Raw genomic sequence first — 13,942 nt, 5'->3', positions numbered from 1 at the left:
CTCAATTATTTGGTTGTATCATCCGATGACCCGTAATTTTCCTCATCGTCAGCAGGAGCCAATAGCCACAAATACATGAGCGCCTGAAGAAGAACCGCCGCAACGGCTGACGGGACGTTGTCAACGAATCCGTGCGAGATTTCGTTTCGAACATTCCATCCTCCGGCCGGGTTGGCGCACACGGTATAAAGACATCGATACCACGATTCGTCCAAGCCCGTTTCCAACAGTGCGCCGAGCAGAAACCCCAAACCTGGATACTGCCCAGGCTTTTCATTTCGCTGCAAGCGATATATGCCGACGTTGGAACTGATGAGAAGGTTTCTCGCCAGCGTCTCAATTCTGGGGGCGGCGGTAAACCCGGCAGCCTCAAAATCTCCGACCCAGAATCGCGTGAAAGACCTGGCAATTGCACCGGCAAGGTCCTCGTCGACCAGTGCATGTTGGGCAAAGAATTCGGTCATGGAATCTTCGGACGGAATTCCGTGAGTCCGCGCTAGAGTCGACAGGGCGAGCGCCAGGAAAGGGCCCGTCGCTTGAAGGTTATGCGTCTCTTGTTGAGCCAGCCTCATTTCGGCGCGATCATCGTCCGACTGTGGCGCGAAGCTGGGTAGCCCGTCGCCGCCCAAGAGCTGAGTATCCAACAGGCTCAAGAAAACAAACTCTTGTTGATTTCGAGTTGCGGTGGCTCTATTGGCGTTTACATCCCCGGTGGCTGGCCCGTAGGCCAGACAGAAGAGTCCAAGTGCCTCCGACCAGTCAGACGCTGTTGTTATCGGCCTGAGCAGTCGATCAATCTCCGACGGATCACGCTGGATAGATGCACGGAAGGTCTGAAGTTCCAGGTCCTCGTTGCGGATACTCTGAAGCTCGGATGCTGCGCGCTGTATCAGGTCCCGCTGCTGAGTTTGTTCGGCTCGTTCCAGGGCCGTCTGAAGGTGCGAGGCCCTGACTATGCCATCGGCCCCTTCGGCAGCATTGCGCCATACGCTTACAAGTTTTTCCTGATGAAGTCGCCTCACGTCATCGGCATCAGCACGTTGGATCTGAAGCTGAACAATCTCATCCCGGATGAACGGGTCCTCGTACCGCGCGTACGCTTGCTCAAGGAGTGCGTCGAGCATTTTAGGAGATGGGCGCTCTGCATTCAAGGCATTGATCAGCGGAAGGCTGATTCCAGGACCATAGCCGGGATTTTCAACGCAATGGCCAATATCCTGTACCATCAGCCCGGTGACATGTGCGACGAGATCGCGTGCGGAAATAGCGCGCGCAAGTCGAAGCGCAATATTAAGATACCTAGTTCGATCCAGTCCGATCTCCCAGCCCAAAGCCGTATCGATGTAGTTTTCGCACGCCCTTCGGGCATTATCAACGACAGGCCGTATCTTTGCCTCGAACAATAGGTGGTAAGCCCGGGCTCGTACAAAACTGGTTCCTGATTCCGTGGCAACCGTGGCCCATATGCGCTTAATTTCGTCGGCGACACTCCTTGGGGGAGGTGGGGTGATTTCTCCGCTAGCGGCTGTGTAATGTGCTTCGACGGAGCATCGCGGCTTCCCGTTAACCTCCCCAACAGAGATTTTGTAAGCGAATGCCCAAGAAATTGCTGTACCCAAAGAAGAATTTTTATCTTCCAAGTCCGATGTATCTGAATCGAATACGATCGGAAAAATCTCCCAAACCGCCCGCTGTGCCTCGAATTTTGGTTTCCCAGCCACTGCTGAATCAATCGAAGCGATTGCGAGACTAAGATCCGCATCTGAATATGTCATGCTGACAGCATGTCCTACACAGCAACCGAGTTCCACCCAGTTTCCGCCCGAGATGCAATGACCAGATCTGATCAGTTCCTTGCCGCAAGGGTTCAGCCTTGATCAGGAGGGCTTCCGAATATGATCATCAGGTTCTGTGTGCGGGACGCACGACATGCCGCCCGGACTCTGGAATACCGTGACGGGTTCCGTGATGACGATCCGTCAGCCACTGACGCAGCACAGTGAGCCATACCCGTCAGCTCCCGTCTGCTGGATCGTCCCAGTACGGCACCGGAAACGGTGGCAGCCATGCCTCAGCCCCGGACCGATCGAGTACGGGTGGCTCGGCGTGCGGTGGAATGTCTCGGCCTTCGATGAGGCATTCAAGTGAATGCCCAACATAGCGAAGGTAGTTACCAATATCCCAAATCTGACGTTCGCGGTTTCCCCGTCCTACGCCCCGCCACGCAACGTCGTACGTCAGCTTCACCAGCATCCGGTAACGTTCCCGAACTTCAGGCGAAGAAATCGCCATAAGCTCCGTATGCATTCCGCGGCGTACGGACTGCATCGCCATACCGCAGCGCTCCAATGCTGCACGGGCGAACCTCGGCGTTTCTTCGTCAATTTCCGGTACCGAAGGAAGATCCGCTTTAAGGTCAGCCAGACGCTCAAGCAGCGCGCTTGCCGCAACCGTGATCCGCTCGCGCTCCCGCTCCAATCGGGCCAACTCCGAAGCCGAACGCTCTTGGGCAGCCGCAAGCTGCGACTGTGCATCAAGCGTCCTCAACGTCTGCCACCGCGCCACGAGAACCGAGATCGCGCCACCTGCAAGCGTACCCAGCAGCGCGCCGGCCGCCTGAATCCCAAAGTCCCCCCAGGCACTCACAGTTCTCATCTTCTGCGCCGACCCGGGACATGACAAGGCCGTCAGCAAGCGGTAGTCGACCTACTGTCGAACGCGACGGCCGCGTCGCACTCTGCGGTATGGGCAGCGTGTGACCTTTCTGCCGATGGTCACGAACATGACTCTGAACTGCCGAAACACCCGCACACGCCTCCACACTCCGGAGCCGTGTACAGAAAGGCCGTTCACCAGACGCCGGACGCAGGTTCCGCGTACCTTCGGACCGCGTAGGTACGTACCGACACATCCGACGAGCCAGGGGGCCCAGCATGGCGCTGATTCAGCGGAAGACGCCGGAGGAGCAAGCCCGGGTAGCAGCTGAGAAGGAGCGGCAGCGCCAGGCGGCCGAGGCGCAGCGGTTGGTCGAAAAGATGGAGCGCGATCGCCAAGCTTTCTTTGCCACCCCAGTCGGGTGCGCCCGGACCTCCTTTGAGCGTGGTGATTTGGTGTATCAGTACTCGTTCAGCGTGATGAGTCAACAGGCGATCATCGTGCCGATGGTGGGTAGCGCGACCTCACAGACGACCAGCGACCCGCTTGAGGTCGTCAATGCGGTCTGCCGCGAGGGCTGGGAGCTTGTGAATGGCTCGTTCGTCTTCGTTGAACAGGGTCAGCAGAGCCGCGACAAGTTTCTTTCATCGGGTCAAAACGTAGCAACCAAGGGTGAAACGGTTGGTTACTACCTTTTCAGGCGCAGCGAGGATAACCGCGTCACATCACCAGAGCCCTGGGCGAACGTCGTTGAGTGATCCGCTAGGTCCCTCGCACTGCTGGAGCGGTCGATCAGCTACGTGCCCTTAGCGTGCCCGAAAGGGCGGTAAACCGCGGTCAGACGCGGCCCGCGATCCTGCGGAATGAAGATCGTTTGAAGAGAGTTTACGCAGGTCAGTGGCAGGTTTGGCTTGATCGCTGCGGTGATTCCCAAGCTCAGAGCGCGAGTTCGATTCTCGTCGCCCGCTCCACGGTAAAGGCCCAGGTCAGAGACCCGGGCCTTGTTTGTTTTCGGTGGCTACGGATCTGTGTTAAGGATTCGGGCGGCCTCTCGAGGGTCCATCAGGTTGGACCAGGCTTGTTCGGCGGGGAGCAAGTCCCGTTCTGGCAGGGCGTATTCGGGGTACCAGCCATCGGCTTCGCAGCCGGGGACGTTGCGTAGGATCAATGTGGTCAGGCTCTGTGGGACCGAACCTGTGATCCGCACCGCGAGGTAGGTTTCGTGGCCATCGTCGGCGCGGACCTGGAGGCCCACGGTGAAGGTGTCGAAATCCACCGTGTGCTCTTGGCCGTCCCGGAGGGTGGAACGGCTCAGGGTAAGAACCGTGGTCCGGAGCTGCCGGACGAAACGGACTCCCGCTTCAGCGCGATAGCGAACGTGGTCCTCGCGAGCGGGGAGTAGGTGGGCGGTGTACGTGGCGGACGTCAGCGCGTTGGCGTTGTCGGCGTTGTAGCGGGTTCGGGCGGCCTTGCCGTCGGCTTCGAGCGCGGCGTAGAAGTCGTCAGCTGAGCCGTCCTCGCGACGGCCGGCTGCTACCAGCCATGGAAGGTCGGCGTCCACCCAGACCGCCCCGCGCCAGCGCTGGACCTTCACCTTGAATAACACCCGGTCGTCGATGGCACGGATGCGCTCATGCTTGGCATCCTCCGCAGTGAACTGCTCGGCGGTCTTTGCCAGGATCGGGTGCTCGATCTCGTCCAAGGGGTAATTCACTGCCGGTACGGGGAGTCCGAGGTCATCGCGAAGGCATCGCAGCGTTGGCCTGGAGGGCCGCATCGCGGCCGGGCCAGTCATTCGTCGATTCCCCCAACCGCGTCGATCTCCTCCGCTGTCAGGCCGGTCAAGAGCATGACGTCCGACTTCAGAGAGCCGTCCAGGACACTGAGCGCCTCCACCATTCCCTCGCGCAAATCCTCACGCCGCTGATCCAGATAAACCCGTACCGCCTCAGCGACCAGGTCCTTCTTCGTCAAGCCTAGGAAGTGCGCCCCCTGGCTGATCAACTTGTCCGTCGCCAGGTCCACCTTGAGCGGCGCCTGCCGGGGTGGCTTCGAAGCTGTGGTCATGATTCCCACCTCCCCTCCCAAGGTACCCTAGTACCTCAAGTCGCTCCCGGTCCGATGGCCATGAGCCCGCAAACCCGACATCAACGGGCAGGAACACCGCGCTGCGGTCGCAGGCAACCCCGGAGATGTACCTGACCAGAGCTGACCACACGCAGCACAGCGCGCGGCGATCCAAACAGGCGCTGAGCGAGGAGGTTCGTACGAGTCCCTCGGTGCCAGACGCGTCGTAGTGCCCGTGGGAGGTGGCCGTGCCAGATGCGTGCCAGAACGGTCGGTCAGCGGCGGTCAAGGATGGTTCTGGATCACCGGGTCTGACTTGATCATTTTATGCTAAGGGCCAGGTCAGATGGCATATTGGCTTGATCGCGTCCCGGATTCCCAAGCTCAGAGCGCGAGTTCGATTCTCGTCGCCCGCTCTTGTGATTAAGGCCCAGGTCAGAGACCTGGGCCTTTGTGTTGTTCGGTTCATGCAGGCGCTCGGTGCCGGTAGCGTGCCCGTCGGTCTTCTGGCATTGCCGGTGCGGGCGCCTTGGCCGAGGCCGTACCGTAGGTCGCGCAGCGGATGCACCGATGCTCACTGGAGACCGCGATGACCACACAGCCCGACGGGCCGAATCCTGTGTACCGCATCGCGCAGCCGGCAAGTACCCCGGAAGATCTGCGCGCCGCGCTTGCTGTGGTCGCCCCGGATGCATTGGGGACGTTCGATGCTGAGCGCGCGGCCGCGCTCCGGCAGGCCCGTGAACAGGTGAGTGCCGCACCCATGCGGCGTTTCGCGGGGCAATGGGCTGTGTACGTCGCTGTCGAGCGCCATCCGGAACGTGCGGCCCGGCTCAGAGCGCTGGAAGCCCGCGCGGCTGAGGTGGACGACATCGACGAGGCTCGTGAACTCGCGGGCGAGATCGGTCGAATCCTGGACCAGGCTTGCGCCGAGGCCGGTGTCGAGCGTCAGGACGCGGTGTGAGCGACCAGCATGAATGGCGCTGGGAGTACGATCCCGACGCCGAACACGTCGTCGCGGGCTTACCGCCCCATGTGGTTGCCGAGGTCGAGCGTCTCGCAGGTGAGATGGTCGCGCTGGCACAGGTGGGCATCGACGTGACGGACCTCGGAGAAGGTGCACGGCGCGGCGTACCGGGCGGTGTACGTCGAATCCCTCTGCTCGCCGATGGCTGGTTCTACGCGCTGCCGCTGCCCCGCCTGCAGTTGATCGCGGTCACGCGAGTAATCCCCCCGTTCACTGATCTCTAGCGCGCTGGGTGCCAACTCCCTGTGTCCCCGCGATGATCAACCCCGTGCCAGATCCGTGCCAGAAGGGTCGAGAGCGACGGTCAGGCGCAGTCAGGATCGATTGCTCGGTCTTGATGACGAAAAGGCTTTTCCGCTGGTCAGGCCCTGCGAACGATCTGGTTGTGCGGTGATTCCCAAACTCAGAGCGCGAGTTCGATTCTCGTCGCCCGCTCCACAGAGAAACCCCGGGTCAGAGACCTGGGGTTCGTTGTTGTCCAGGCCTCTCTCAGCGTTTCGTGCCAGATGAGTGTCCGAACGCTTGGGCTTGCTGCGCTTGTTGGCCGCCTTGGCCGCCTTGGCTGCCTTGGCTGCCTTGCTGTCCTTGCTGTCCTTGCTCTTCTTGGTCTTGCCGCCGCGCTTCCCGCCATGCCGGGCGATCCGTTCGGCGTTGAGGCGGTCGCCCCGCTCTGCGGGCGGGCCGTATATCGCCCCGGACATGCGGTGTATCCCGCACTCTCCCGAGTGGCGCTGTATAGGCCGTAAGGGTGGTTTCTGCGCCACCAACTGCGGCGCGTTCGTTGGCCCAGGGCAGCCTTGCCGTGCAAGCCGCGTCGGTCGGCTGTGGAAGAAGGCTCGTATGCGCGTACCCGCACACGGACAGCGGATGGCGCCACCCAGGGGCAGGCGGAAGCAGCCGGCCTCCCTTGCCTACCAGGTGCACCGGCGTACGACATCGCCGTCTGGGCTCAGACGACGCCGGTTCCCGCCACACGGAGGGGCCGGGCTCGCGCCGACATGGCAGGCAAAGGCAATGGAAGCCCGGAACGACCCACTTCCACAGCACTCCGCCTTCTGTTGCAACTCCCCGATTTCTGAGGTGTCTTCATGCACTCCAGCACGGCCTGGAACCCCCTGCAAGCCCTGAAGGACAGCGACCCGCGTACCCGCCCCTTCCATGATCTCCTTGCCCGCGTCCCGGACCCGCCGGGCCGTCCCGCCCGCATCGCCGACCTCGGCTGCGGCACCGGGAGCGTCACCGCGCTGCTGGCCGCGCGATGGCCCGACGCCCATATCACCGGGTTCGACAACTGCGCCGAAAGCCTGGCCGTGGCCGAGGAGTTCGCGCGGCAGACCGCAGGGGGTGGCCTCCTGGAGTTCCGTCATGGTGACATCGCCGAATGGATCCCGGACGAGCCCTTCGACCTCGTCATCTCCAGCGCCGCGATCCAGTGGGTGGCGGATCATCCGTACCGCTTCGAGGCGTGGACGCGAACTCTGCCGATCGGCGGGGTCTTCGCCTTCCAGGTCCCCGACAATGCCGCCGCCGCCAGCCACACCGCGCTCCGTGAGCTGTGCGCGGGTCCCCGATGGCGCGACCGGCTCGGGCCCGGGATCCCCCCGTCCCCGAAAGTGTGGGCCCCGGTCGAGTACCTGGACCACCTGGGCTGCCTGGGATTCGCGGTGGACGCCTGGGAGGCGACGTACGCCCATGTCCTGCCGACGACTGACCCGTTCGCCGGCTGGGTCGGAGGAACGGGGATGCGCCCCGTGGTGAACGCCCTCGCCGACGAACCGGGGGCGGCGGAGGAGTTCTTCGCCGACTACCTCGACCGGCTGCGCGAGGTGTACCCCGCCACCCCGTACGGCACGGTCTTCCCGTTCCGCCGCATCTTCGCGGTCGCACGCAAGGAGGAGACGGCGTGACGACGATGGAGCGCGCTCTGTCCGCCCACGAAATCGCGATGGTCGCCGGCGATATGCGGGTGGTGACCGTCTGCGAGGTGCACGGGGACCTCGACGAGTCGGCCGTCGAGCGTGCACTTCAAGCCCTGGCCCAGGTGTACCCGCTGATCGGCGGCAGGATCGTCTTCCGGGACGGGGGCGGCTGCATGCGCATCCCCGAGACCGCCGCCGTGGTCCGTCTCCACCGGGCCGACGCGTTGGCGCCGGAACTCAGTGTGCGGACCGATTGGTCCGAGGGGCCTTTGCTGCGCGTGACGCTGATCTCCGAGGAGAGGAAGCACCTCCTCGTCAGCACGATGCCCAGGGCATGTGTGGAAGGCATGGGGCTCGTCGCGCTGCACAAGAGGTTCTGGGCTCTCTACGCGGCGGAGTGCTCGGGATCCTCCGTCACGCCGACGCCGGTGCACCCCATCCTGGCTCCGCCGATCGAGGACAGTCTCCGCCACAAATATTCTGCTTCGGACCTGCGCAACTACGCGGCACAGCAAGCGGGAACGGAAACCCGGTATCCCCCGGCGCGCCTCCCGAATCTGCTGTCGCCGGAAGGAGTCCCCGGCTCCGACCCCACATTCGGGGCGACCCGCGTCACCGTGGACCCGGCGGGCACGACCGCGCTCGCGAACATCGCCCACCGCAACCGGATGTCCGTCAACTCCCTCGTCTGCGGAGTGGTCGTCGCCGCGCTGAGGCCCCTGCTCGAACCCTCCACCGGTCCGGTCCGTGTGGGGTGCGGGGTCGCGGTGGACATGCGCAGAAGGATGAACCCGCCCATCCCCCCCGAGGTCATGCAGTCAGCGGCATCGGGGTTGCCCATCGAACTCGTCGTCGGCGACGACGCCGATCCCGTCGAACTGGGGCGGGAACTGTCGGCGCGGGTGCGCGAGAACCTTGATGCGGGGACGGCCGAAAGGGAGTTGGCCGGCTTGGCCACCTTCCGGAACATGGTGGAGCGACAGCCTCCGACCTGCACCGTCACCAATCTCGGAACGATCCCGGTTCCCACTCTTCCGGGGAACCAGGTGGTCACGGACTTCCGGCTTCTTCCCATGACCCGTATCCCCATGCCCTTCGTGGTGGTCAGCCAATTCGACGGGAGACTCAGCCTGGACATCGCCTTCAGCCGTGCCTGCCATACCGATGCCCAGATCGATGACATCGCCGCACGAACGCGCGGCATGGTCCAGACGACCGTCTCCCTCCACGAACACGCGTCCGGCGAACACGACGACGCACGCGGAGTCGGCACCGCGGCGCCCGTGTGAGAACCCACGGCGCCATGGCCACCTCGCCGGATCGGCTGTCACTGCCCCACACATGACTCAAGCGGTCGAAGGGGGCGCAACAACACGGCTGTTGCGCCCCCGAACGCGGGGACGGAGGCGAGCCGGTGCCACCCTCGGCAGCCGTGTTCCGGACGGCGGCGGTCGCCTTCGGTCCCGCCCTTGGGAGAGGTAGCGGTGGAGAAGGCCGAGGTTCCTGTGCGGTCTGGTTCCGGGACTCCCGGAGGAGCCGTCGGCAGTCCCCGAGCCCGTCGAGACCGGCAACGCCCACGGTGGTGGCAGTCGGAGGAGGCCTGGCACCTGCTCACGGAACGTACGGCGCGGGCAGTCCGGCTGCGGGCACACCAAGTACCGCACCCGCACCGACACCACCGGCCGCCCAGCCACCCCGGCATATTCGTCACCATCGCTCATGGAAGGCGTGCCCCGAACGGGTCGAGCGCCCGCGAACGGGGCACGAGACCAGAGCCCTGGGAGTCCGAACCCGGACTGGACGACACTGCCAGGACCGCCTCAGGACGCCGCGAATCCCAGCTGGACGACCGGCGGGGGCAGCCGACGGAACCCGGGCAGACTGCCCGCGCGTGGCATGAGGTAGCGGAAGACGAACCCACGCCCGGGCGGCATCGGCAGGTTGCGGACCTCGCTGATACCGGGGTGAGCGGTGCGCAGCTTCTCGTGCTCGCCCAAGTCCATCGCCCAGTGCATCGGCGCCGTCCGGCAGCGGCTGCCAGGAGCCCGCTGTCCGGACCTGACGCGGTCCCGGACCCAACGGGGAACCGCATCGAACACCATGCGTCCCCCGGGGAAGTGCGTCGCACAGGCCGCGAGCAGTTCCCGCACCTCTGCGGGCCGCAAGTACATCAACAGCCCCTGGGCTGTGATCATCACCTCGGACGAGGCGCCGGCCTCCTGCAGCCAACGAGGGTCTCGGACGTCACAGACCACGGTGCGCTGCCGGCCATGGGACGGAAGGAATTGGGCACGCAGACCCGCCGGTTCCGCGAGGTCGACAGTCATCCAGTGCACGTGGCCGTTGTCCACCCGCCAGAACTGTGTGTCCAAACCCTCGCCGAGTGCGATCACCGTGCCTTTCGGATGGCGGTGCAGAAATTCCTGCACGGCGGCGTCGTAGCAGCGGGCACGCAGAGCCACCATCTGCGCCATCCGGGACGAGACTGCTCCGAACCGCTCTTTCCAGGCATAGTCCAGGGAACGCACGAGCTCGATCGCGCGCGGATCCTGCAGGACGGCGTCGGGGCGCCGCGCTTCCGCGGCACGGTGGTAGAGGGCCCAAAGGGCTGTCTCCGGGACTTCCGTCAACTGCCCGGCAATGCGCTCCGTCATGCCCAATCCACTCTTGTCGGCCACGCGTTCTCGGCGGCCAACCAAGGCCATGGCCCAGCCGCCTACACCGCCGCACAGTATCGCAATCTGCGCATGGACTGTCACACAGAGTCAGGGCGAGACGGCCTCGCCATCACGTGCACGCGCGATGTGTCCCAGGCTGGGAGCGTGCCGAAGGTGCGGAACGGCTTCGCCTGCCAGATTGTCGACACCGCCCCCGACCTCGCCACCGCCCCAGCCGCCCTCCGGCACCAACGCACCGGCGCTCCGACAACTCCCCGGCGACTTCCTGAAGTTGCAAGCCGATCGACTCGCCGTAGTCCCAGCCCTGACCGCCATCCTCGCGTCGAGAGCTGCGGAGCGCGGTACGTCGCCGAGTTCCGATGCGGTAGGACGGCCTCGGGCCGGTGTATGGCCAAGCCGTGAGAAGAGCGGGCTTGGAGGCGCGTGAGACTCGGCTGCCACGTGGACCGTGCGCGAGCGGGGTGGGGGCCGAAGCGTGTTGTCTTGGCGGCGTTGTGGGAGGGCCCGCGCGGGCGAGGTGATGGGTTCTTGGTGGGGGTTGCCGCGTTGGTTGCCGGGGTGTTCGGGGTCAGGGTTGGTGCATGCCTCGCATCAGGTGGTAGGCGATGAAAAAGTTGGGGATCTTGCGCACCTGGATTCGGAACCAGTTGGTTCCGTGGCCGGACTTGGCCAGGACCAGAACACCCTTGTCGATGTCCACGCGCTGGATTTCGCGCCAGGACGCCGTGCCCTTGGGGGTGGTCACGCCGTTGTGGTCGAGGGTGAGCTTGCCGAACTGCAGGCGGTCCCCTTGTGCGATGGCGTTTTGTGCGACGGGGAACTGCGCGTTGACAAGACCCTGTTGGATCTCCGGCCCCCATTGTTCGGGGTTCACGCAGTCGGGGAGCTTCAGTTTGGTGCCGTCGGGCCGCAGGACGGTGTAGGTGTGGAAGGTGCCGGTCTGTACTCCGTTGACCGACTGGGACACCACTTCCTGAAACAGCGTCATCGCGTCGTATCGGAAGGAAAGAATCATTTCTTCGGCACCGGAGACGACGATCCCGTGCGCGAAGAGATGCAACCGCTTCGCGTTCAGCTTGCGCCACACCGTGCGTCGGTGCGCGAACGTCCGGCTGTGCTCGCCGAGTTGCCGTGCCGAGGCGACGGCCGCAACGGGCTGCGGGATCGGCTGCGAGGACAAGGGGGACGCGGAGGTCATAGGCATATCCAGTCGATGGGTGGGGCAGCGCCGAACGGGGGGTGATCCGTGCGGCAAGACCCTAGGGCTGCCCAGCGGGACCCTGCGAATACGCCACAATTGGCCGCGTCATCTGGATATCAAACGCCGCGGTACGTGGTGGGGCCGTGCGTGCCGTTCGCGCGGGCCCAAGGCAGGGGGCCGTGACCGTCGAGTTGTTGATGCGGCCATCGGTGGGCCGCGCGGCGTCGGTCAGGGCACTGACACGACGGGGCTCCGGCCGGAGGCCGAGTGTGGGGACGGCGACCGACCCCGTCGCCGGAGCGGTGGAGTGGGCGGCTCCGGGGCTCGACGGCGAACGGGGTCGGCGTGTGGGGGTTGGACGGGGGTTCGGGGCGGGGACGGTCAGGCGGTCACCTGCGGGCGTACGCTGCGGGGGCGGTCGGGTCCTGGAGGCAGGAGCGGACCAAGGTGCCCAGGACTTCGACGGCCTCGGGCAGGCGCCGGTCGGTCGGGTCGGGGGCGACGGCCCATCGTGGTTCCGCGCCGTACCGGCCGCCGGGGCCGGCGGGTGCGGGGGTGACGTGTCCGAGACCGTGGTGGAGGACGTCGACGTGCGCGGCGTCGTTGTGGTCGATCGTGTACCAGTAGACGTCGCGGGCGCCGGGCTGGACGAGGAACAGCAGTCGGTCGGACGGCACATGCACCACCGGGCCCGGCGGGAAGCCCAGGCGTGCCAGCTCCCGGATCGCCGCGTAGCCGGCGTGCGCGGGGGCGTCGAGGACGTCGAATTCGAGTCCGGTGGCGAGCAGCACCGAGTACGGCTGCCGCCCCCACCACGCCCTGATCACGTCCGCCGAGCGGCTGGCCGCGGTCAGGCCCGCGTCGTCGCCGGGGTGCGCGCCCGCTTCGGGGCAGCGCGGCGACCGGCACGAGCAGCGGCCCTGGTCGACGTACGCGCCGGGGACCACGGGCCAGCCGCGGTCCGTCGCATAGAACAGGGCGGCTGCCTGCAGTGCCGCCCGAGTGCGTCTCCGCACGAGCATGTCCGGTCCTTAACCGCGGCGGTCGGACGTCCCGTGTGTCGTCCGGAGCCGGCAGGCTCCGGGCCCGAGCGGGAGACCGCCGCGTGGTCGCGTGTGCTGGATGTGCCGTTCCTTCTCGTTGCCGTTCGGTGAGACCGACTGCAACGAGGAAACCGCGTCACGTACGCGACGGGAAGATCCATCCGAGGACCGACTGCGACCGCTTGTGGTCCGGGTGGTCCGCTTGTGGTCCGCTTTGCTCGCACCGGTGGATTTCGCCCGTTTCCAGACCGTTCGCGGGATAGCGTCAGCCGGTCACCGGCAGCTTCAACGACACCAGCAGCGCGATCAGTTGGACGGACACCGCCCCGAGCGCACGCGGCCACGGCAGTTCGTGGACGCGCATCGCGGCGGCGGTCAGCAGCCACGCGGTCAGCGCGAAGGTCGCGAGGCCGAGCGTGAAAAGCGCCGAGTTGTCATCGTGCGCGAACAGCGACACCAGCAGCCGCGGCGCGTCGGCCAGCCACGTGACCAGCGCGGCGAGGGTGATGAACGGCCCGGCGTCGCCGTTGCCGCCGAGCGACCGGGCGAGCATGGTCGACACCCACCCGAGCACGACGCAGAACGCCGGCACCAGCACCGCACTGAGCAGGATGGCCGGGACGCTCGTGCTGAGCGTCGTGGAGAGCACCTGGTCCCGCGCGGTGTCGTTGGCGATCATCGCCAGCACGCCGCAGATCGCCGAGACGATCAGTGCCGGCCACCAGAACGCCTGGTCGCGGGCGCGCTCCAGGGTCGCCAGCGGCCGGGTGGCCAGGCCGCTCAGGACCTCCTGCCAGACGAGCGGGCGCGCGGTGGCGACCGGCGTGTACGGCTGCCCCGGGTACCCCCGGCCCGCATCGGCGGCGCGCCGCCGGGGCGCGGGCTCCGGTACGGCGGGCGTGACCTGCGTGTAGCCGTCGGGCGTCCCGCCGTAGACGTAGATGCTCGTCTCGTCCGGCAGCGCGAGCGGACCGGCGGGGTACGCGGACGGCTGGGCGGGCGGCGGCGGTTGCTGCTGGTACCGCGGCGGGCTTTGGCCCTGCTGCCCTGGGTGGTGCCGGTGCGACGGTGGCCGGGGCGCGTCATGCGGCTGCGGCGCCTGGTGCGTCCGGGGTGCCTGGTGCTGCTGGTGCTGCTGGTGCTGCTGGTGCGGCGCCTGCGGGTGCGCCTGCGGGCCCTGCGGCAGCGGCCGACCGTATTGGTCGTACTGCACAGGCGGTTCGTGCGCCGACCCGTAAGGGTCGTAGGGATAGCGGTCGTTGCCGGTCACACTCCGACGGTACCGGTGTGCCCGCGGCCGTGGCGCGTCGGGAACGCAGTTGTTACGAGCGTGGTTCACGGCACGCGCGCCG

The 13,942-nt window shown here is 65.7% G+C and carries 14 protein-coding genes; 5 read left to right on the top strand and 9 right to left on the bottom strand.

Features of this window, described 5'->3' with window-relative positions; all coding sequences use genetic code 11:
• Nucleotides 1–5: 5 nt before the first annotated feature.
• Entirely contained in the window at nucleotides 6–1,775 is a 1,770-nt protein-coding gene (locus tag LO772_RS17085) for a DUF4209 domain-containing protein (protein WP_231779263.1), read from the bottom strand.
• Between the two features lie 238 nt (nucleotides 1,776–2,013).
• Nucleotides 2,014–2,646, bottom strand: coding sequence for a hypothetical protein (locus LO772_RS17080; RefSeq protein WP_231779262.1), 633 nt, complete (start codon nucleotides 2,644–2,646; stop codon nucleotides 2,014–2,016).
• A gap of 287 nt (nucleotides 2,647–2,933) precedes the next feature.
• On the opposite strand from LO772_RS17080, the gene LO772_RS17075 reads away from it, so the two are divergent.
• Nucleotides 2,934–3,413, top strand: coding sequence for a hypothetical protein (locus LO772_RS17075; RefSeq protein ID WP_231779261.1), 480 nt, complete (start codon nucleotides 2,934–2,936; stop codon nucleotides 3,411–3,413).
• A gap of 260 nt (nucleotides 3,414–3,673) precedes the next feature.
• On the opposite strand, the gene LO772_RS17070 is transcribed toward LO772_RS17075, so the two are convergent.
• Both LO772_RS17070 and LO772_RS17065 read right to left on the bottom strand, forming a co-directional pair.
• Nucleotides 3,674–4,357, bottom strand: coding sequence for a hypothetical protein (locus LO772_RS17070; protein WP_231779260.1), 684 nt, complete (start codon nucleotides 4,355–4,357; stop codon nucleotides 3,674–3,676).
• A gap of 89 nt (nucleotides 4,358–4,446) precedes the next feature.
• The gene (locus tag LO772_RS17065) at nucleotides 4,447–4,722 is read right to left on the bottom strand and encodes a hypothetical protein (protein ID WP_231779259.1); all 276 of its coding nucleotides are present in this window, start codon (nucleotides 4,720–4,722) and stop codon (nucleotides 4,447–4,449) included.
• Between the two features lie 589 nt (nucleotides 4,723–5,311).
• Here LO772_RS17065 and LO772_RS17060 point away from each other — a divergent pair.
• Both LO772_RS17060 and LO772_RS17055 read left to right on the top strand, forming a co-directional pair.
• Nucleotides 5,312–5,686 (top strand): DUF6247 family protein, encoded by a 375-nt coding sequence (locus LO772_RS17060; RefSeq protein ID WP_231779258.1) that lies wholly within the window; start codon nucleotides 5,312–5,314, stop codon nucleotides 5,684–5,686.
• A complete protein-coding gene (locus tag LO772_RS17055; protein ID WP_231779257.1) occupies nucleotides 5,683–5,973 on the top strand; it encodes a hypothetical protein in 291 nt (96 codons plus the stop codon). Before LO772_RS17060 ends, LO772_RS17055 begins: the two co-directional genes overlap by 4 nt.
• Before the next feature lie 90 nt (nucleotides 5,974–6,063).
• Here the strand turns inward: LO772_RS17055 and LO772_RS17050 are convergent, their stop codons facing one another.
• Nucleotides 6,064–6,450: a hypothetical protein gene (locus LO772_RS17050; RefSeq protein ID WP_231779256.1), complete on the bottom strand. Its 387-nt coding sequence runs from the start codon at nucleotides 6,448–6,450 to the stop codon at nucleotides 6,064–6,066.
• A 387-nt stretch (nucleotides 6,451–6,837) separates the two neighbouring features.
• Between LO772_RS17050 and LO772_RS17045 the strand changes: the two genes are divergently transcribed.
• Both LO772_RS17045 and LO772_RS17040 read left to right on the top strand, forming a co-directional pair.
• Complete coding sequence (locus LO772_RS17045; protein ID WP_231779255.1) at nucleotides 6,838–7,656, top strand: methyltransferase domain-containing protein; 819 nt, start codon at nucleotides 6,838–6,840, stop codon at nucleotides 7,654–7,656.
• A 5-nt stretch (nucleotides 7,657–7,661) separates the two neighbouring features.
• Nucleotides 7,662–8,957, top strand: coding sequence for a phthiocerol/phthiodiolone dimycocerosyl transferase family protein (locus LO772_RS17040; RefSeq protein ID WP_231779595.1), 1,296 nt, complete (start codon nucleotides 7,662–7,664; stop codon nucleotides 8,955–8,957).
• Nucleotides 8,958–9,488: 531 nt separating this feature from the next.
• Here the strand turns inward: LO772_RS17040 and LO772_RS17035 are convergent.
• The 4 genes from LO772_RS17035 to LO772_RS17020 all read right to left on the bottom strand — a co-directional run bounded on the left by LO772_RS17035 (nucleotide 9,489) and on the right by LO772_RS17020 (nucleotide 13,860).
• Nucleotides 9,489–10,322 carry a class I SAM-dependent methyltransferase gene (locus tag LO772_RS17035; RefSeq protein WP_231779254.1) on the bottom strand — a complete coding sequence of 278 codons (834 nt, stop codon included), beginning with the start codon at nucleotides 10,320–10,322 and terminating at the stop codon, nucleotides 9,489–9,491.
• 592 nt (nucleotides 10,323–10,914) lie between these two features.
• Nucleotides 10,915–11,544 carry a DUF6585 family protein gene (locus tag LO772_RS17030; RefSeq protein ID WP_231779253.1) on the bottom strand — a complete coding sequence of 210 codons (630 nt, stop codon included), beginning with the start codon at nucleotides 11,542–11,544 and terminating at the stop codon, nucleotides 10,915–10,917.
• 392 nt (nucleotides 11,545–11,936) lie between these two features.
• A complete protein-coding gene (locus LO772_RS17025; protein WP_231779252.1) occupies nucleotides 11,937–12,569 on the bottom strand; it encodes a bifunctional DNA primase/polymerase in 633 nt (210 codons plus the stop codon).
• A gap of 286 nt (nucleotides 12,570–12,855) precedes the next feature.
• Complete coding sequence (locus tag LO772_RS17020; protein ID WP_231779251.1) at nucleotides 12,856–13,860, bottom strand: Yip1 family protein; 1,005 nt, start codon at nucleotides 13,858–13,860, stop codon at nucleotides 12,856–12,858.
• Nucleotides 13,861–13,942 lie beyond the last annotated feature (82 nt).

Origin of the sequence: Yinghuangia sp. ASG 101, assembly GCF_021165735.1 — a bacterium.
Taxonomy (GTDB): Bacteria; Actinomycetota; Actinomycetes; order Streptomycetales; family Streptomycetaceae; genus Yinghuangia.
Note: the sequence above shows the minus strand (reverse complement) of the source record. Positions and strands in the feature narration are given on the sequence as shown.